We start from the raw sequence: 18,931 nt of genomic DNA, 5'->3' as shown, positions 1-18,931 counted from the left end.
TGATTAAAATGGTATTACTTGATCCTCTTGCAAATGCCCTTTCCACAATTAAAAATGCCGAAGTTATCGGGAAGAGCGCCTGTATTATCAGGCCTGCTTCAAAAAACATCGGCAATGTGCTGAAGGTTATGCAAGATCTCGGATACATTGGAGAATTCGAGTTTATCGATGACGGAAAAGCCGGAGTCTACAATGTTACCCTTGTGGGAAGAATCAACAAGTGCGGTGCAATCAAGCCGCGGTATTCTGTGGGAACTGGCAGCTTTGAACGCTGGGAAAAACAGTTCCTGCCGGCAAAGAACTTTGGCGCCCTTATAGTAACCACTTCAAACGGAGTTATGTCCCAGTACGAAGCCCGTGAGAAGAAGATCGGTGGGCAGCTTCTTGCTTATGTGTACTGAGCTGGAGGGAACAGGAAATGGTTAAGGAAATTGCAAGAACAATAGAGATTCCTGAAGGAGTTTCCGTCTCTTTATCTCGGGATGTGTTTACAGCCAAGGGTCCCATGGGAACTGTCGAAAGAAAGTTATGGTACCCCGGAATCAAGATCGACGTCAGGGAAGGCGAAGTAGTGGTGGATGCGGAATCCTCCAGAAAAGAACAGAAAGCCATGGTAGGCACTTTTACTTCCCACATCAAAAACCTGATCACAGGCGTAAACGAAGGCTTTGAGTGCAAGATGACTATCGTGTACGCTCACTTCCCTATGCAGGTAAAAGTTGAAGGCAAGACCCTCATAATCGGGAACTTCCTTGGAGAAAAGAAGCCGAGAGTTGCAAAAATCCTTGGCGAGACAAAGGTTAAGGTTACCGGAAATGAGGTAACTATTTCCGGAATCAACAAGGAAGATGTCGGGCAGACTGCCGCAAACATTGAACAGAAGACCAAGATTAAGAGATTCGACCCGAGGATTTTCCAGGACGGAATCTACATCGTGCAGAAGGCCTGAGGTGGTTATGATGGCAGAAGAATTCAAATCAGAAGGTACTTCAGTTTCCACCCTTGATATGGACTCTGAATCCAGGCGATTATTCAATGTGAGAAAGGTCCAGAAGGGAAAGAAACCCCAGTTCAAGAGGGCAGCCTATCATAAGTTCAAGAGGCTTGACAGCAACTGGAGGCGTCCGAGAGGTACTCAGGGCAAACAGCGCAGAAAGTATGTCTCAAAAGGTGCTCTTGCCCAGGTAGGGTACGGAAGCCCGGCTGCAGTAAAAGGCCTGCACCCATCCGGTTATTCGGATGTGCTTATTTCCAGTGTAGCTGAACTTGAGCTTGTTGATCCTTCTTATGAGGCTATCAGGATAGCATCGACAGTAGGCGCAAGAAAGAAAGCTATTATTCTTACAAAAGCCGAAGAACTCGGAATTAAAGTTCTGAACCCTGGAAGGAGTGAATAAAAATGTCAGATCTGGCCAATCAGAGAAGATTAGCCTCCAAAGTTCTTGAATGCGGACTTGACAGGGTATGGCTTAATCCAGAAGCTTCCGAAGAGATCGCGTCGGCAATTACCAGGGAAGACATTCGCGGGCTCATTGAAAAAGGCACTATTAAGGCCAAGCCAGTCAAAGGAGTCAGCAGAGGCCGAGCCAGAGCTCTTGCTGCCAAGCGTAAGTATGGGCACTGCAAGGGTCACGGTTCAAGAAAAGGTAAGAAAGGAGCCCGTACTCCGAAGAAGGAACTGTGGATCAAAAAGATCCGGGCTCTTAGAAGAAGGCTCAAGGAATTGCGTGCAGAAGGCGCAGTTGATAAGTCCGTGTACTGCAGACTTTACAGGAAAGCAAAAGGCGGCGAATACAGAAGCGTTTCCCACCTGAATTCCCACCTTGGGTCCGAAAAACTGTTAAAGAAATAACCTGGAGGAGCTAAATATGGCAACAGGACCAAGATATAAGGTTCCTTTTAGAAGAAGAAGAGAAGGACGCACTAATTATCACCTGCGACTCAAGTTACTGCTCTCAAGGCAGGATCGTGTGGTTGTCAGGAAGAGTGCAAGAAACGTTCAGATCCAGTTAATAGCTCCGACCCCAGATGGGGATATAACTTATTCCTCAGCCGTTTCGAGTGAGCTCGCTAAGTACGGTTACACTGGAGCTACCGGAAATACAACGGCTGCATACCTTACAGGGCTCTTGTTCGGACTGAAAAGTTTGAAGAAGGGATATGAAGGAGGCATTCTGGACATAGGACTTCAGGCTTCCTCGGCAGGGTCCAGGGTATATGCCGCACTTAAAGGCATAGTAGACTCGGGTTTCGAGATCCCCTGCAGCCCTGAAGTTTTCCCTTCGGATGAGAGAATCCGGGGAGAGCATATTGCTGAATACAGAGAAGAGAGCTCAGACCTGCCAGAGCAGTTTGAAGCAACCAAAGAGAAAATCTTTGCTGAATTTAGTTAAGGTGGTTAAATGGCATTCGATCAAGATTGGGTTCCGAAAACCAGGCTTGGAAAATTAGTCGTTGAAGGACAGGTTGCTTCCATGGAAGAAGCAATCAGGTCAGGCCTGCCTATCAGGGAACCCCAGATAATTGATATGCTGCTTCCTGACCTGGAAGACGAGGTGCTCGATATCAACATGGTCCAGAGGATGACTGACTCAGGACGCCGTGTAAAATTCAGAGCAACCGTAATCGTAGGGAACAGAAACGGCTATGTAGGACTTGGGCAGGCAAAGGACGTGCAGGTAGGGCCTGCAATCCGCAAGGCAATTGATGCTGCAAAGCTCGATATCACTTACATCCGCAGAGGCTGCGGATCCTGGGAATGTGCCTGCGGTCTGCCTCACACCGTTCCTTATGAAGTTACAGGAAAGGCAGGCAGTGTAAGCGTAACTCTTATTCCGGCTCCGAGAGGACTTGGAATAGCTGCAGGGAATACTGCAACCAAGGTGCTGGAAAAAGCCGGTATCAAAGACGTATGGACCAAGACCTTCGGAACTACGCGGTCTACCCTCAACTTCGCAAAGGCAACCTTCGATGCCCTTAACCAGGTCAACATTATGAGGCTGCCCGTGTACTGTAAGGAGGAAGCCTGAGATGTATGCCGTTGTAAGGTTGAGAGGCCAGGTTAATGTCCGGTACACCATTGAAGATACCATGAAGATGCTTCGCCTGCACAAAGTTAACCACTGTGTGCTTGTGCCTGAGAATCCTCATTTCAAAGGTATGGTTCAGAAGGTAAAGGACTACGTTGCCTATGGGAAAGTTGACGCAGAAACCCTTGCAGAGATCCTCGAAAACCGTGGAAGACTCGAAGGAGATACCCGCCTGACCGATGAATACATCCGGGAAAATACAGCCTATGACTCAATTCAGGCTTTTGCAGACGCTGTAATCAAAGGAGAAACTTCCCTTAAGGCCGTTCCCAAATTGAAGCCTGTTTTCAGGCTTCACCCTCCAAGAAAAGGGCATTCCGGGATTAAAAGGACCGTACAGCAGGGCGGCGAACTCGGAGACCACGGCGAGAGTATCAATGCGCTCCTGCATAAAATGAGATAAGGTGGTTGTAATGGATACAAAGAAGTTTAGAGGGTCCAGGACCTGCGGGGGCGGGACTCATAAAAACAGACGTGGAGCCGGAAACCGCGGAGGCCGTGGAAAATCCGGTGGCGGTAAGCACCACTTCGTAAGAGCCATTTTAAGGGGATACAGCTACGGGAAGCATGGTTTCAAGCGCCCTGCTGAAGTTTCCAGAGACGTCTCCATAGTAAATGTGGGAGAACTTGACGAACTTGCTGCTTATCTTGTTGAAGAAGGGCTTGCAGAAGTCAGGGACGGAGCATACCATATTAACCTTGAAAATCTCGGAATCGAGAAAGTGCTCGGAAGCGGACGTGTTACGAAGAACCTTGTGGTTACTTCGGAAGAATTCTCCGCATCTGCCCGCGAGAAAATTGAGAACGCCGGCGGAAGTTGCATCGATGCCGAATAAGTAGTGTCACTCTGACATTACTTATTTTAATTCTTTAGGTAACTTTTCATATTAGATGTACTATATTACCAATGTCTTACGGTAAAACGTAATCTAACAATTTTAAACATTATAAATAAATTATATTTTAAATGGTGTAATCGATGACTCTCAGGGATACGTTAGAACCGTTTTTTAACAAGTTACCTGCAGTAGCAAGTCCGGAAAAACACGTCCATTTTAAGGATAAGCTCTGGTGGACTCTGGGAGTCCTTGTGCTGTACTTTGCTCTGGCAAACGTACCGCTCTTTGGGATGTCCCGGAATTCGGTTGACCTTTTTGAATCTTACCGTGCCTTCTTTGCAGGCGCGTCTGGATCTCTGATTCTTCTAGGTATCGGGCCTATTGTCACGGCCTCGATTGTCCTGCAGCTTCTTGTTGGAGCAGATATTATCAAATTGGACCTGTCGGACCCCAAAGACCAGGCATTCTTCCAGGGAGCTCAGAAGTTCCTTGTGTTTGTCATGATCATACTGGAGGCTCTGCCGCAGTTACTTGGTGGGTATATACAGCCTGATCCGGGGCTTGCTTCTGTTCTTGGTGTAGGCCTGGGAGTAATCACCTTCCTGCTCCTTATTCAGATCTTTATTGGAGGCGCACTGATCCTTTTCATGGACGAAGTGGTTTCCAAGTGGGGTATCGGGTCAGGAGTCGGGCTTTTCATTGTTGCGGGAATCTCCCAGCAGATTGTTACAGGGATCTTTAACTGGCAGCCTGACGAGGCAGGGCTTCCGATAGGGCTGATTCCTAAATGGATTTACATAGCCCAGAACGTTGGGGCAGATTACCTCCTTTCAGGCGAGGGCCTGATGTTCATACTGGTCAGAGGAGGAATCCTGGCACTGGTGAGCACGGTTCTCATCTTCCTGCTTGTGGTATATGTAGAGAGTACGAGGATTGAAATCCCTCTCGCGCACAGTGCAGTAAGAGGAGCGAGGGGTCGTTTCCCCGTCAAACTCATATACTCCTCAGTGCTGCCAATGATTCTTGTCCGGGCTCTTCAGGCTAATATCCAGATGATAGGAATCATTCTCTCAAGCCGTGGAATCACATTCCTTGGCGAGTTCAGCGGGTCCACACCTCTAAACGGGATTATGTATTACCTTGCTCCAATAAACAGCCCTTATGACTGGATTCCTTCTCTCGTGCAGGAGTCCTTTGCAAGTTACGGAGCTGCCGCGCCTGCTACCTGGCAGATTGTGCTTCACGTCTTTACGGATGCCACCATGCTTATCGGAGGCGGAATTATCTTTGCCCTCTTCTGGATAGAGACTACGGGCATGGGTGCTAAACCTACAGCCCAGAAGATTTTCAATTCCGGCATGCAAATTCCGGGTTTCAGGCGGAATATAGGCAGCATTGAAAAAGTCATGCAGCGTTACATTCCAAAAGTTACCGTAATAGGTGGAGCTTTCATAGGCGCACTTACTCTGGTTGCTAGCCTGCTCGGTACCATTGGAAGTGCCGGAGGTACAGGGCTGCTGCTTACTGTGAGTATTGTGTACCGGCTGTATGAGGATATCGCATCCGAGCAGATGATGGAGATGCACCCAATGATCCGTTCCTTCTTCGGGGAGCAGTAAGGGTTTGTTCCGGGCTGCAAAAATGAATCAAATCTAGACGTAACATAAACAAACTAAAGGAAATACAGGGATCTTCGAATGAATATAATACTCTTCGGGCCCCCGGGTGCCGGAAAAGGTACCCAGGCCAAAAAAATGGTTGATTTCTACGGAATCCCGCAGATATCCACAGGGGATATCCTTCGGGCGAATGTCAGGGAAGGAACCGAACTTGGGCTTGCAGCCAAGGCATATATGGACAAGGGAGAACTTGTTCCTGATGAGGTGCTTATAGGGATTATTAAGAACCGTCTGAAAGAACAGGACTGCGAAAAAGGTTTCATTCTTGATGGGTATCCAAGGACGATACCTCAGGCTGACGCTCTTGCAACCATCCTTGACGAGATCGACAAGCCCATAGATGTTGTCCTCAATCTTGAAGTGCCTGACGAAGAACTGGTCGAGAGGATAAGCGGTCGCCTTATGTGTAATAACTGCGGTGCAACCTATCACAGAACCTTTAACCCGCCGAAAAAAGAAGATGTCTGCGACGTTTGCGGCGGTGAACTTTTCCAGCGTGCCGACGACAGAGAAGAGGCCGTCCAGAACCGTCTCAATGTTTATAAAAAGCAAACTCAGCCTCTTATTGACTATTATGCAAAACAGGGTATCCTGGTATCTCTTGACGGCACGAAAGATATAAATGAGGTTTTTGAAGATATAAAGGCAGTTCTTACAAAATTTGCCTGAAACCTTCATTTTCTTTTTCTTCTTTTTTCACTAAGTCTTTGACCTTTCTATTTTTTCTTTCACTCAGCATGTCTAATAAAAAGCCTCTGCTTCTTTCTCCTCTACTTGATTCAAACAATTAATATTTAAATAATATGCGGCTGTTTATGTCAACAAGAACTATGTCACAAGAACTATACGACGGAGAAGCTGAGTTAGTATGACTGAAAACTCAATCGATGAACTGGTTAACTGGGTTATCAGTGTTGACCGCCGTTTGATTCTTATGGACTCCATGAAAAGGCACACTTTTGTTCGGGCTTCGGATATTGCCCATGAAGCAAGCCGATCCACGCAAAATATCAGCCACGCTTTAAAGGAACTTGAGGGTAAAGGCTTAATCCAGTGTTTGACTCCTGACAAAACCACATGGAAAAAATACACCCTGACAGATGAAGGAAAAAAAGTTCTGGAACAGCTGGATGGTAAATACCTTTAATTATTGGAATTACTGAATTATTGGAATTACTGGTCTATTTCTAATTAACCTGGTATACTAATAGAAATATTAACCTGAATATAAATCTAAAAATTAGTTAAAATATTAATTGATGTATTATTACAATATTATCAAAATATTAAAATGTTTGTTATATCAAAATATACTAAATTAGTACTAAATTATTATTAAAATATTATTAAAATGTATTAAAAATATTCTTAAAAATATGAATCCAGATATCGATCGAAATTAACCTGACCAAATAATTTTTTACTCCGGATTTTCAGGGCTCTGGAACTCTTCGGTCTCACTTTCCTTTAATATGCTTAAAGGCAGGGTTTCGCCCTCGAGTTGCAGGTCTTTATACCCTTTTACCAGTTCAAGATTCGCTCTGACAACGGATTTTTTAAACTCTGCAAGGTCTGTCGTGATATCTTCAAGCAAACTTGCAGCTTCCTGGTCTGTGATGACGGCTCCGTCAGGCACCATTTTATGCGGAAAAATTTCGACTCCGCGAACAGTGGCCCTGTGAAGCACCAGAGCATTTTCTCCCAGGTCGCAGTCAAATACTACGGCTCCGAACCCGACAAAACAGTTTTCTCCTATTGAGCAGGGCCCATGTACGATACACCCGTGCGCAAGAGATGTTTTATTACCGATCTTTACTTCCGAATTGGAAAGGGAATGAATTATTACATTATCCTGAACATTGCACTCTCTCTGGATGACGATTGAAGATCCGGGTTCGTCTGCCCTGATCACGGCATTCGGCCCGACAAATACGCCCTCCTCGATAGTTACGTTTCCTATTATGAGCGCAGTGTCGAATATCCAGGCTTTACTGCTTATTTTAGGAAACTGTCCATCAGGATTTGGAAGCTGCATCTTTTAAATTCCTCCTGGGATCTGCAGTATAAGTTTATTATTCCGGCTTTCCAGGCTATTATGCATGATTATGATAATTTATGAGAACATATTTAAACGTATCCTTTTATTCTTTCACTCGAGTCCCGCAAGCCTACAAACCTTTTCAAAAAAGGCTTGACCGCAAACTTTTTCAAAAAAAGTTTGATCAAAAACCGCTGGAAGCTGCGTGATAAAACGTCGCAACGCAAACCTTTTAAAAAAAGGTTTGATCGAAAAACCCTGGCAACGGCGTGATCAAACGGCGCGACGTTTGCGGCTCAACGGTTGCGGCCCAACGCTTGAGGGTCAACTGAGTTTCATCGAATAGTATAACTTATATACATCGACACTTATTAACCAGAACAACCTGCATTATCATTTAAAACCGGCTCCGTAGTCGAGCTGATTTCTCAGGATTTTAATAGGACCTTATACCTTTATAATACTCTAAGCTTGTCAAGTTTCTATTTATCGGAATTTTTCTACACTTGAATATCTCAGAATAATGAATAATTATTGAACCTGAATGGTGAGCACAACTTGGTTTCAGAGACATTAAAAAAGCAAATAGATCGGTTCCTGCTGGCTCTCGGTTTTTCTCTTATGATCGGGATTATGGTTCTTGGACAGGGTTTCAGGGATGCTGTCGGGAAAGCCGTCGGGACTTTAATGAATCCCGTGCTTGCTCTGGTCGGGCAGGAGAATTTCCATTTAATTCTTTTGGTAATGGCGGCTATTACTGCTGTTTATGCATCCCTTATCCAGAAATATACAATTGACTGGGACCTGATGAGGAATACACAGGAACGCATGAAAGTTTTCCAGAAAGAATTCAGGGAGGCACAGCTTTCCCAGAATACCTATATGCTGAAAAAACTTGAAGACCAGCGTAAGGAGATGATGGAAGACCAGATGAAGATGTCCAAACAGCAATTCAAGCCTATGGCTTATATCAGTATCATCTCTCTGCCCCTTTTCATGTGGGCTTACTTTTATATCAGCATGCACGGATCTGCCACTATGGTCTTTCCTTTCTGGGGTGAACAGCTGCTTACTTCTCAGGCTTTTGGTCCCATCCAGCACTGGATATACTGGTACTTCATCTCTTCTCTCGGAGTTAGCCAGCTTATCAGAAAGGCACTCAATATCGGTGGGGTCTGATGCGGGTAACAGTAAGCGGGCTTCCGGGGAGTGGAACGACAACAATCTCAAGACTTCTTGCTGAATATTACGAACTTGAATTGATCTCCTCGGGTGAAGTTTTCAGGAGGATAGCCAGGGAAAAGGGGATGAGTCTGGCAGAATTCGGAGCTATGGCTGAAAAAGACCCTTCAATTGACCTGGCTATCGATAAGAATCAGAGAGCTGTTATCCACAGTCAGGAAAATCTGCTTCTCGAAAGCAGGCTTGCAGGCCATATGGCTAAAGATGTCCCGAGTGTGCTTAAAATCTGGATAAAGGCTCCGTTACCCGTCCGGGTAAAACGTATCCTGAGGCGGGAGAAATCGGTATCTTTTGACGAAGAGCTTGAAAAAACAGTCCAGAGGGAACAATCCGAAGCTCTCCGCTATATGAGTTATTACAATATCGATATTGGCGACCTGTCGATTTACGACATCGTTATTGACTCCGAAAAGTGGAACCAGTACCAGATTCTTGATATTCTCAGGACAGCTATCGATTCCCTTATAGGGCCGGAGTAATTTCCCGCAAGCTCTGTCAAAGGCTGGATTTTTATACAAAGCGTAGAGTTTTATTTGCCGGAACCTGATATTACTGATATATTACAGCGATCATGAGTATCATATTTCAGCGAAAAGAGCATCCAGCGTAACGACACTCTGTTAAGGTGTCCTGTTCCTTCGTGGGGATGCCCGGTATTCATCTGATCCAGAATAAGGTACTTATCGTAAGGCTTTCCGGCATATGATTCCTCTTAGAGGTACGTCGGGTTTCCTTCTTATATGAATTACAGGAATTTCCTTAAATCTCAGATTTGTTGCCGCTTACACGTTTACTACGAATTATACTGCATACCATACTATACTGCATACCATACCTATGTCTATACATTGAATTCAGGAGTTTTTGAAAAACTATGTCACCTGCCGGCAAATTGCCATCCGAAGCTGAAAGAATTCTGGTCCGGAAATCCGGCGCCTGGACAAATCCCTCTTACGGCTCTTATCCGGAAAAGCGCCCCATTCTCGAATATATTGAGAAAGGGGTTGTAAATATTGATAAACCAAAGGGGCCGACAAGCCATGAGGTTGCTGCCTGGGTAAAGGCCATTCTTGGCGTGGGTACGGCAGGGCACGCAGGCTCGCTTGATCCCAAGGTTACAGGGCTTTTGCCCACTTTACTCGGAAAGGCTACAAAGGCTGTTCCTGCTCTGCGCCTTTCCGGAAAGGAATATATCTGCCTTTTGAAGCTTCATAAGGAAATGCCTCAAAAACTGGTCAGGAAGGTCTGTGAGGAATTCACAGGGCCTATCTACCAGACGCCTCCTATAAAATCGGCTGTCAAACGAGTCATCAGGATAAGGACGATCTATTATCTTGAGGTGCTTGAAATTGAAGGCAGTTCAGTGCTCCTTCGCGTAGGATGCGAAGCCGGGACTTATATCAGGAAACTCTGCCATGACATAGGGCTTGCTCTGGGCTGCGGCGGACATATGCAGGAACTCAGGAGGACAAAAGCAGGTCCGTTTACCGAGGAAACACTTGTCACGCTCCAGGATTTGAAAGATGCATATGTATTCTGGAAGGAAGACGGGGACGAATCCGAGCTCAGGCGAGTAATCATGCCAATGGAAACGGCTGTATCCCACCTTCCCAAAATTATCCTGCGGGACAGTGCGGTAGATGCAGTCTGTTCCGGGGCTGCTCTGGCAGTTCCTGGCATCACAAGCCTGGATGCAAACCTTAAGAAAGGGGATCTTACAGCGCTGTTTACTCTTAAAGGTGAACTCATTGCCCTTGCAAAAGCTGAAATGAGTACAGAAGAGCTCCTTAAAGTCTCTACAGGGCTTGCAGCGACCTTAATCCGGGTTATGATGGAAGTTGGGACTTATCCGAAGGGTTGGACTAAAAAAGAGGAAGAAGTTAAGCCCTAACCCATAAAACTCTTTTTAAATGCCCGTGCTTAGAATAAAGTTTATATATCACTATTCCGTTATGGTATAAGTCGTGCCATAAGCTTTGTACCAACCTTTCTAAAGGAAAGCTTGACCAAAGGCCGGGTAAGTCGTGTAATATGTTAAGTTGTGCATAAACTTTATGCCGAGGTAGTCTAGTGGTAGGGCGCAAGCCTGGAAAGCTTGTGGGGCTTAGCCCCTCGGGAGTTCGAATCTCCCCCTCGGCGTCAGAATCTTCTTATTTTCATGTGTGCAAGTTTCTCAATATTTTCTCTATATACTTCAACGTTTTTCTATGGATCTTGCCCGCAAGGTTTTCCTTTTCTCTCTGCAGGAGACTGATATTCAGTAACGAGTCCGTTGCAGATATCCTTATATACTGGTAACTGCATGTAAATGAACTCATCAGTATATGCTGTAAAGAAGCTCCTTTAGAGAGCTGCTCCTGACTTTTTCGCGTATTCTTTAAGGGTATTCGATCAGGGGCTACAGGATGCTGTATGCATTCCCCTGGAGGGAGTATATGGTAGAAGAAAAGAATAATGAAGAATTAAGGCATCTTGTTCGGATTATGAATACCGACCTGCAGGGGGCAAAACCCGTACAATACGCCCTTACAGGTCTCCCGGGAATAGGAAGGCGCACTGCTATCCTTATTGCAAAGGATGCAGGGGTAAATCCCAGTGCTACACTTGGATACCTGCCAGATGAAGAAGTGGCAAAACTCGACAGCGCAATCGGGAAGTTTGAGGAGATTGTTCCATCCTGGATGTTGAACAGGCAGAAAGACCTGGCAACAGGACAGGACAAGCACCTGCTGGGAACGGACATCGTACTGACTTTCAGGGAAGACATTAACAACCTGAAGAAGGTTCGCGCCTACAGAGGTCTCAGACATGAAAGAGGCCTTAAGGTAAGAGGGCAGAGAACAAAATCCACAGGCCGCCGCGGGTCAACTGTCGGTGTCAGCAGGAAGAAGTGATTTCCCGGTTGAGGTGATTCTAAATGGCATATCCAGGTAAAAAAAGTAAAAGTTACGAGACTCCAAGGCACCCCTGGCAGGAAACCAGGATGGCATCCGAAGTCCAGCTTGTAAAGGCATACGGCCTCAGAAATAAGAGAGAAGTCTGGAAGGCAGCCAGTATGCTGAGGATGTACAGGTCCGAAGCCAGGAAATTACTTGCAAGCGCTGCAAACTCTCAGGAAAGAGGACTTGAAGGACATCAGAAGACTCAGTCCGAAGAAATTCTTTCAAAGCTTATCCGCTATGGTATGATCAAGTCGGACGCTGACATTGACAGCATTCTCTCTTTAAAAACTGAAAATATCCTTGAAAGGAGACTCCAGACCCAGGTTCTCCGTCTCGGGCTTGCCAGGACAGTTATCCAGGCACGCCAGTTTATCACTCACGGGCACATCGCAGTTAACGGCAGAAAGGCTACTATTCCGGGAATGCTCGTGTCCAAGGAAGATGAGATGCACATCGGATATTATGGAACCTCCCCGCTTGTTAGCGAATCTCACCCTGAAAGACCTGTGCAGGTGGCATCTGCCCTTGCAGACAGCACAACTACTTTAAAGGCTGTTGCAGAAGCAAGACAGGCTAAAGAGAGGCCTCCTGAAAGAGGCGGCGGAAAGAGGAAGAGAGGGAGGAGATAATCATGGCAGACATGAAATGGGCCGTAGCTCACATCAAATCTTCATTTAACAATACAATTATTACTGTAACCGATATCACAGGGGCTGAAACCATTGCGAAGTCCTCCGGTGGTATGGTTGTAAAAGCTGCAAGAGACGAAAGCTCTCCTTATACTGCCATGCAGATGGCAGGCCAGCTTGCTGACCAGCTCAGGGATAAGGGCATCAACGGCATCCACATCAGGGTAAGAGCTCCCGGTGGAAACAAGCAGAGAAGCCCGGGTCCTGGCGCTCAGGCTGCAATCAGGGCTTTTGCAAGAGCAGGGATTCGAATTGGCAGGATTGAAGATGTTACTCCTGTCCCGCACGATGGCACTCGCCCGAAAGGCGGAAGACGCGTATAAGAGAATTTTTCAGCGAATTCTTCTAAAATTCTCTTTTTTTGAATGAATTAATATATAAGGGAAATTAAGGTATATGACGATGGAAGTAGACATTCTGGAGTTATCGGACAGATCTGCAAAATTCGTGCTTTCAAGAGTTAGCACTTCTTTTGCCAACGGCATTCGGCGTGCCATGATCGCAGATGTACCAACGCTTGCGATCGAGTATGTGAACCTTTATGACAACACCTCGGTACTCTATGATGAGCAGCTGGCTCTACGTCTGTCCTTAATCCCGATAGTAACGGACGCGGAGACGTATGTGCCACAGGCGGAATGCGATGTCTGCGGAGGGGAGGGTTGTCCTGCCTGCGAGGTTTCCTTAACCCTCAGTGCAGAAGGCCCGGGAACGGTTTATTCGCGGGATCTTATCTCCTCTGATCCGAAGATACAGCCGGCTGACCCCAATATCCCGATTGTCGAGCTGAAAAAGGGGCAGAAACTTGTGCTTGAGGCCGTCGCTCATATGGGTTACGGCAGAGACAGCGTTAAATGGCAGGCAGGAGTCGCTTGCGGCTACAAGAACGTGCCTATTATAAACATTCAAAACTGTGACGCGTGCGGGCACTGTGTGGCCGAATGTCCGAAAAGCATTATACGGCTCGAAGACGCAGGGGCCAAAGTTTCTGAGGAAGATCTCCTCAAATGCTCGCTCTGCAGGCTATGTGAGCAGGTCTGTGACATTCACGCAATAAAAATTGGCTTCGATGAGAACGCTTTTGTGTTTACAATGGAGTCCGATGGTTCTTACACAGCCAAAGACCTCGCCCTTAATGCGGCAAAAGTGGTCCGAGGCAAAGCCGAAGAAATTTTGAGCATTCTGGACCAGTTCTGAGCCTCAGCTCGGATACGGCCCAAACCCATTTTTTTGAGATCAAGGCTGTAGAGCCCTGAATATTTCAATTGATAGATATCTCGCGGAACTTTTTTAAGCCAATTTTATTCCTGTTTCGTGTCCTTCTGGGCCTGTTCTATGTTTATTTTGTGCCTCTCCCAGGCCTGTTATGTACCCGTATTCTGCCTGTTTTGTGTTTATTTTATGCCTTTTACCTGCTTGATTAATGCCTGATTAATGCCTGATTACCTAAGGAGCCATTCTGTTTTATTCGCGTTCTTCCAAAACTTATTTTCGGTGATTTGCATGACTCGAAATGTTTATATATTATCCATGATATTGTGAGGGAGTGCAAGCGTAAAGCGCGCCGGGTTATTAAAACAGGACAGTACTAAAAACACGATTAAAACGAGATGCGAGGGTTGCCCAGCCAGGTCAAAGGCGCTAGGTTGAGGGCCTAGTCTCGTAGGAGTTCGTGGGTTCGAATCCCATCCCTCGCACCAAATTTCTTAATCTGTTGACTCACAACCTGTTAACCTCAAAATCTTTCGCTTCAAAGACTTTAGTTTTCGTACCTTTCTAAAAATACCTTTTGTAAAGAATTTCTCGATTCTTTATCTGTAATATATCGCTATGCGAGGGTTGCCCAGCCAGGTCAAAGGCGCTAGGTTGAGGGCCTAGTCTCGTAGGAGTTCGTGCGTTCGAATCGCACCTCTCGCATCAAATCTTCTATTCTTTCAATTTAAAACTTTCAACTTCTATATCTATTTTTAAAACTTCGCTTATGCTCTTTTTAATTTAAGCGGGACTCTCGGTTTGGACAATTCGGTTAGAAGCCTTAGATTATAAGAAAAGACATGCAGAAAAAAGTATATATCGGGCTATTTTTATAACTAAAAGTAGATAAAGAGTAGAAAATAGACTTAGTTTTATAAAAATATATGTATATTAAATGAATTTGCAAGCTTGTTTAGCACAAGTATTAAGACAAGAACTTTTCACTTTTACAGATGCGGGAGAAGGGTATGAGAAGTAACAGTAGGAGCTCTGTTATTGATTTTATAGGGGAGCCCTTGGGAACAGACTTCTGCCAATTCTACTGGACAAAAGCAAATTTGATGGATTTACTAGTTCCTTATTCAAAGTAAATATGGAGGACAATGAGCTGTGCATATTGCCACATTCAAATCCACCGGCAGCAAGAGAAGCTTTTAGATGTGCTGTCCCTGATCTTGATATTAATCTGGAGTGGGACATCGCCGAGAGCAAACGTGCGGAGGATGAATCCGGAAGCGTGTTGAAAAACTCCGTGCAGCAAGCGTGGAATTGGCTCACTTCAATTGCGCATGGCAGCAGGGAGGTATGGATAATCGAGTTGAAAGAGGAAACGAACAAACTCTGCAATAGGCTCGGTGAGCCTTTTCTTTGTTGCATCAAATTCGAGGATGATAAATGAACGCAGTAGAAGATCTCCAGAAATGGCTTAAATTCGGGTTGAGTGCGGAGCAGGAGGATCGCTTTCGGCAGGCCAACTTTGGTGCGGACATCGCCCAGTCCCGAATCTTCGTTCTTCTGGTTATCCTGCCTTTTATAGCCCTTCTGGCCAACGATTACGGTTTCTTTGGGCTCACACGGACATTCTATGGGCTTCTTACGCTTAGACTTGCCTTTACCGCGTACACCATCCTGTTCCTCAAAAGTCTAAGAGAATTTCCAAACTACAGCTCTTACGACCGGGCTGAATTCTTTTGGGGCATCTTTCTGGCATTCGCCAACGCTGTGATTAATGCGACGAGACCTGAAAATTTTGTCGCCCATACCATTATCACAGTCCTCGCGGTTTTCGTCATAGTTCTCGCCATCCCAAACCGGTTTACAAACCAAGTTATTGCGGCTTTAGTGTACACTATCGCGCAGACATTGATTATTGTACCCAGTCTGAGGGTATCGCCACAAGCTTCCTTTGTGGTGCTTCTCAGCATGTTAATGGTGAATGCCATTGCCATTACATCTAGCTGGCTGCTTCACTTCTGGCGCAGGCGGGAATTTCTGACTCGTGAGAAAATAGAGAAGACAAGGGCGGAGATTGAGACGCAGCTTACCGAGCGCAAGAAAGTTGAAGAGGCGCTGCGTGAGATTGAAACATTACTTACCACTTTTCTCGAGCAGCTACCAGTAGGTGCCGGACTCTTTGATCCTCAAGGGCGCTGGTTGATCAGCAATAGTTTACTCAGCGACCTCGTGAGTGACTCTATTCCATCGCGTGACTCTGAAAATAGCTGGCGTTGGCGAACATGGGGAGCTGACGGTCGCCTAATTAAGCAATCCGAATGGCCTGGAGCGAGAGCGCTTAGAGGCGAGAACGTGACTCCAGGGTTAGATTTCCTCTATACTTCCGACGATGGGCGAGAAATCTGGACTCGCGTAAGTTCTGTCCCCTTCCGCAACAAGGCTGGGGAGATCACAGGAGTTATCACTGTCATCCAGGATATCGACAAGCAAAAGCGGGCAGAGGAGGCATTAAAAAGAAGCGAAAAAGGTCTTGCTGAAGCTCAGAGAATAGCTCACCTTGGAAATTGGGATAGGAATCTTGCAACTGGTAAATTGTACTGGTCTGATGAATTGTATCGTATTTTTGGACTTAAACCTCAAGAATTTGAAATGACTTATGATATATTCTTAGATTACGTACATCCAGAAGATCGAGACTATTTAGATAAAGCCGTTAAAAAAGCTCTAAACGGAGGTTCCTTTGACATTAATTATAGGATTGTATCAGCTAATGGAGAAGAACGAGTAGTCCATTCTCAAAGTGAAGTTGTTTTTAATGAGAAGAATACCCCTGTTCGGATTAGAGGGATAATCCAGGATATTACCGAACATATAAGAGCAGAAGAAAGAATTCAGCACCTGGCGGACGTTGTGGAGTCATCAGATGATTCTATTTTTTCACTATCTCTTGAAGGCATTATTACCAGCTGGAATAGAGGAGCAGAACAGGTTTATGGTTATTCGGCTGAAGAGATTCTGGGGAAAAATGGCTCAATATTTGAGCCCGAGAATTTAAAAGGGGAAATAAAAAAGTTAATTGAGAGAGTTAAAAATAACGAGAAAATAAGATACTACGAAACTTTACGATTAAGAAAAGATGGTGCATTAGTAAATGTTTCAATAACTCTTTCTCCAGTTTTCAGTTCGTCTGGAGAACTTGTGGCAGTTTCAACTATTGCCAGAGACATTACTGAGCGCAAGCGGGCAGATGAGGCTTTACGGAAGAGTGAGGAGCGCTTCCGCGCTCTTGTGACAGCCAGTTCGGAAGTGATATACCGCATGAGCCCAGACTGGAGATGCATGAACCGGCTCTGCGGCCGGGGTTTTCTCGCAGATACGGAAAACCTGAACCCCGCCTGGCTTCAGGAATATATCCTCCCGGAAGACCAGCCATACGTGACAGCCGTCATCAATGAAGCCATTCGGACGAAAAGCATTTTCGAACTGGAGCACCGGGTCAGGCAAGCAGACGGCAGCATTGGATGGACTTTCTCGCGTGCAGTTCCGCTTCTCGATAAGAATGGCGAAATAATTGAATGGTTCGGTGCCGCCAGTGACATTACTGAACGCAAGCTGGCAGAGGAAACGCTGAGACAGAGTGAACTACTATATCGTAGCATTGGCGAACTCATACCTTATGGTATCTGGGAGACAAATACCGAGGGAGGAGTCATATACCTTAGTCAGTCATTCCTTGATATGATCGGCAAGTCCCTTGACGAGGTCATGGAGTTTGGCTGGCTTGATCACTATCCCCCCGAGAAAATCCCCAAGTTCCTGGACGATTGGAAGCGTACGCTGGCCGAAGGCACTGACTGGCATTACGAGCACCCGATCCGCGACAAGAACGGGGAGTGGAAGACAATATTGAGTCGGGGCTTTCCGATGCGCGATGAAAGCGGTAAGATCACCACTTGGGCGGGGATAAACCTTGACATTACAGAGCGCAAGCAGGCAGAGGAAGCTCTGGCAAAGATAGATATTGCGCGCCAGAGGGAAATCCATCACAGGATAAAAAATAACCTGCAGGTTATATCTTCCCTTCTGGATCTTACGGCTGAGAGGTTCAATAATAGAGAATGCATTAAGGATTCTGAAGTCCTTAAAGCCTTCAGAGAAAGCCAGGACAGAGTGATATCCATGGCTCTGATACACGAGGAACTGTACAAAGGTGAAGAGTTCGAAACTTTGAACTTCTCGCCCTATATTGAGGAACTTGCTGAGAACCTTCTACAAACTTATGTGGTCGGAAATCTCGATATTAACCTAAAGATGGATCTGGAGGAAAATGCATTCTTTGATATGGACACTGCAGTTCCTTTAGGAATAATTGTTAATGAACTTGTTTCAAACTCTCTTAAACATGCATTTCCCGGTAGAAATGAAGGAGAAATTCGGATAGAATTACACAAAGAAGAAAACGGAGAATGTACAAAAAGCATAAACGAAGACTGTAAGATTACCAATTTCGTTCTGACAGTCTCAGATAATGGTGTGGGCATACCTGAAAACTTCGATATGGAAAATCTTGACACTCTTGGCATGCAGCTGGTAACTTCCCTTGTAGGCCAGTTAGATGGCGAGTTTGAATTGAAGAGGGTCAATGGGACAGAATTTACTGTGCGGTTCACAGTAATTGAAAAAATTAATCAGGAATCAGCGCCAGCCTCACAATAATCAATTGAATAATATAGTTTAAATAAGGAGTAAGAATGGGTTAAAAATGATAAAGTAATCTCATTTCATAAATCCAAAAATGGAAACCAAGAGAAAAAGCTATCTGTTGCAAAATTCAAGCAAAAAAACTACTTTGCAACAAAGCCTACTTTTACCCAATTTCTATTAATCCTTAAGTTCAAAATTTGTTTTTGATTTTAGAACTGCGGACCAATCACTTAATTTGCCTATCGAATTTTTATGCTTTTGCTTATCTTTACAGGACAATAGGCAAGTAAATATATTTGTACTGCCCTATTTTTTCGATTTAGAGACGATTTAGGAGCGTTTAAGGCTAATCCCCGTCACTTTAGTGGCGGGATACAGCCGTCATCTGTATCAACTTTCGTTATTTGCTAACGTTTTTCTACTTTTCAACCTATACTCTATTGTCAAGTTTTGTTCTGGAAGCTGCGAATGCTACAGAAGTCGCTTGACTTTGCTATTGA

At 45.3% G+C, this 18,931-nt stretch carries 21 protein-coding genes and 3 tRNA genes; 23 read left to right on the top strand and 1 reads right to left on the bottom strand.

The window, feature by feature from the left end; translation table 11 throughout:
- Nucleotides 1–8: 8 nt before the first annotated feature.
- From ACPK8D_RS16410 to ACPK8D_RS16360, 11 genes are all read left to right on the top strand, one after another.
- Nucleotides 9–401, top strand: coding sequence for a 30S ribosomal protein S8 (locus ACPK8D_RS16410; RefSeq protein WP_424718926.1), 393 nt, complete (start codon nt 9–11; stop codon nt 399–401).
- A gap of 17 nt (nt 402–418) precedes the next feature.
- Nucleotides 419–949 carry a 50S ribosomal protein L6 gene (rpl6p, locus tag ACPK8D_RS16405; protein ID WP_424718925.1) on the top strand — a complete coding sequence of 177 codons (531 nt, stop codon included), beginning with the start codon at nt 419–421 and terminating at the stop codon, nt 947–949.
- 10 nt (nt 950–959) lie between these two features.
- Nucleotides 960–1,397: a 50S ribosomal protein L32e gene (locus ACPK8D_RS16400; protein WP_424718924.1), complete on the top strand. Its 438-nt coding sequence runs from the start codon at nt 960–962 to the stop codon at nt 1,395–1,397.
- 2 nt (nt 1,398–1,399) lie between these two features.
- The gene (locus ACPK8D_RS16395) at nt 1,400–1,852 is read left to right on the top strand and encodes a 50S ribosomal protein L19e (protein WP_424718923.1); all 453 of its coding nucleotides are present in this window, start codon (nt 1,400–1,402) and stop codon (nt 1,850–1,852) included.
- 16 nt (nt 1,853–1,868) lie between these two features.
- Nucleotides 1,869–2,393, top strand: a complete 525-nt coding sequence (locus ACPK8D_RS16390; protein WP_424718922.1) for a 50S ribosomal protein L18 — start codon at nt 1,869–1,871, stop codon at nt 2,391–2,393.
- A gap of 9 nt (nt 2,394–2,402) precedes the next feature.
- Nucleotides 2,403–3,029, top strand: a complete 627-nt coding sequence (locus ACPK8D_RS16385) for a 30S ribosomal protein S5 (protein WP_424718921.1) — start codon at nt 2,403–2,405, stop codon at nt 3,027–3,029.
- A gap of 1 nt (nt 3,030) precedes the next feature.
- On the top strand, nt 3,031–3,492 hold the full coding sequence (locus tag ACPK8D_RS16380) for a 50S ribosomal protein L30 (protein ID WP_424718920.1): 462 nt from the start codon (nt 3,031–3,033) through the stop codon (nt 3,490–3,492).
- 10 nt (nt 3,493–3,502) lie between these two features.
- Entirely contained in the window at nt 3,503–3,925 is a 423-nt protein-coding gene (locus tag ACPK8D_RS16375; protein ID WP_424718919.1) for an uL15m family ribosomal protein, read from the top strand.
- A gap of 143 nt (nt 3,926–4,068) precedes the next feature.
- The gene (secY, locus tag ACPK8D_RS16370) at nt 4,069–5,547 is read left to right on the top strand and encodes a preprotein translocase subunit SecY (protein ID WP_424718918.1); all 1,479 of its coding nucleotides are present in this window, start codon (nt 4,069–4,071) and stop codon (nt 5,545–5,547) included.
- 78 nt (nt 5,548–5,625) lie between these two features.
- Nucleotides 5,626–6,276 (top strand): adenylate kinase, encoded by a 651-nt coding sequence (locus tag ACPK8D_RS16365; RefSeq protein ID WP_424718917.1) that lies wholly within the window; start codon nt 5,626–5,628, stop codon nt 6,274–6,276.
- Nucleotides 6,277–6,475: 199 nt separating this feature from the next.
- A complete protein-coding gene (locus ACPK8D_RS16360; RefSeq protein WP_424718916.1) occupies nt 6,476–6,754 on the top strand; it encodes a sugar-specific transcriptional regulator TrmB in 279 nt (92 codons plus the stop codon).
- Nucleotides 6,755–7,027: 273 nt separating this feature from the next.
- Here ACPK8D_RS16360 and ACPK8D_RS16355 read toward each other — a convergent pair whose 3' ends face one another.
- Nucleotides 7,028–7,642, bottom strand: a complete 615-nt coding sequence (locus tag ACPK8D_RS16355) for a carbonate dehydratase (RefSeq protein ID WP_424718915.1) — start codon at nt 7,640–7,642, stop codon at nt 7,028–7,030.
- Between the two features lie 561 nt (nt 7,643–8,203).
- Here ACPK8D_RS16355 and ACPK8D_RS16350 point away from each other — a divergent pair.
- From ACPK8D_RS16350 to ACPK8D_RS16295, 12 genes are all read left to right on the top strand, one after another.
- A complete protein-coding gene (locus ACPK8D_RS16350; RefSeq protein WP_424718914.1) occupies nt 8,204–8,824 on the top strand; it encodes a DUF106 domain-containing protein in 621 nt (206 codons plus the stop codon).
- On the top strand, nt 8,824–9,366 hold the full coding sequence (gene cmk, locus ACPK8D_RS16345; protein WP_424718913.1) for a (d)CMP kinase: 543 nt from the start codon (nt 8,824–8,826) through the stop codon (nt 9,364–9,366). The genes ACPK8D_RS16350 and cmk overlap by 1 nt, the downstream gene beginning before the upstream one ends.
- A gap of 395 nt (nt 9,367–9,761) precedes the next feature.
- Nucleotides 9,762–10,778, top strand: a complete 1,017-nt coding sequence (locus tag ACPK8D_RS16340; RefSeq protein ID WP_424718912.1) for an RNA-guided pseudouridylation complex pseudouridine synthase subunit Cbf5 — start codon at nt 9,762–9,764, stop codon at nt 10,776–10,778.
- Nucleotides 10,779–10,943: 165 nt separating this feature from the next.
- Nucleotides 10,944–11,026, top strand: a tRNA-Ser gene (locus tag ACPK8D_RS16335).
- A gap of 266 nt (nt 11,027–11,292) precedes the next feature.
- On the top strand, nt 11,293–11,781 hold the full coding sequence (locus ACPK8D_RS16330; RefSeq protein ID WP_424718911.1) for a 30S ribosomal protein S13: 489 nt from the start codon (nt 11,293–11,295) through the stop codon (nt 11,779–11,781).
- A gap of 23 nt (nt 11,782–11,804) precedes the next feature.
- Nucleotides 11,805–12,458 (top strand): 30S ribosomal protein S4, encoded by a 654-nt coding sequence (locus ACPK8D_RS16325; RefSeq protein WP_424718910.1) that lies wholly within the window; start codon nt 11,805–11,807, stop codon nt 12,456–12,458.
- Nucleotides 12,459–12,460: 2 nt separating this feature from the next.
- Nucleotides 12,461–12,841, top strand: coding sequence for a 30S ribosomal protein S11 (locus ACPK8D_RS16320; RefSeq protein WP_011034088.1), 381 nt, complete (start codon nt 12,461–12,463; stop codon nt 12,839–12,841).
- Nucleotides 12,842–12,914: 73 nt separating this feature from the next.
- Nucleotides 12,915–13,715 carry a DNA-directed RNA polymerase subunit D gene (locus ACPK8D_RS16315; RefSeq protein ID WP_424718909.1) on the top strand — a complete coding sequence of 267 codons (801 nt, stop codon included), beginning with the start codon at nt 12,915–12,917 and terminating at the stop codon, nt 13,713–13,715.
- 415 nt (nt 13,716–14,130) lie between these two features.
- Nucleotides 14,131–14,218: transfer RNA gene (locus ACPK8D_RS16310), tRNA-Leu, on the top strand.
- A 132-nt stretch (nt 14,219–14,350) separates the two neighbouring features.
- Nucleotides 14,351–14,435 (top strand) — tRNA-Leu (locus tag ACPK8D_RS16305).
- Nucleotides 14,436–14,889: 454 nt separating this feature from the next.
- Nucleotides 14,890–15,171 (top strand): hypothetical protein, encoded by a 282-nt coding sequence (locus tag ACPK8D_RS16300; RefSeq protein ID WP_424718908.1) that lies wholly within the window; start codon nt 14,890–14,892, stop codon nt 15,169–15,171.
- A complete protein-coding gene (locus ACPK8D_RS16295) occupies nt 15,168–18,443 on the top strand; it encodes a PAS domain S-box protein (protein WP_424718907.1) in 3,276 nt (1,091 codons plus the stop codon). Before ACPK8D_RS16300 ends, ACPK8D_RS16295 begins: the two co-directional genes overlap by 4 nt.
- Nucleotides 18,444–18,931 lie beyond the last annotated feature (488 nt).

The sequence above is a fragment of the Methanosarcina sp. genome, from assembly GCF_049706645.1.
GTDB lineage: Archaea > Halobacteriota > Methanosarcinia > Methanosarcinales > Methanosarcinaceae > Methanosarcina.
Note: the sequence above shows the minus strand (reverse complement) of the source record. Positions and strands in the feature narration are given on the sequence as shown.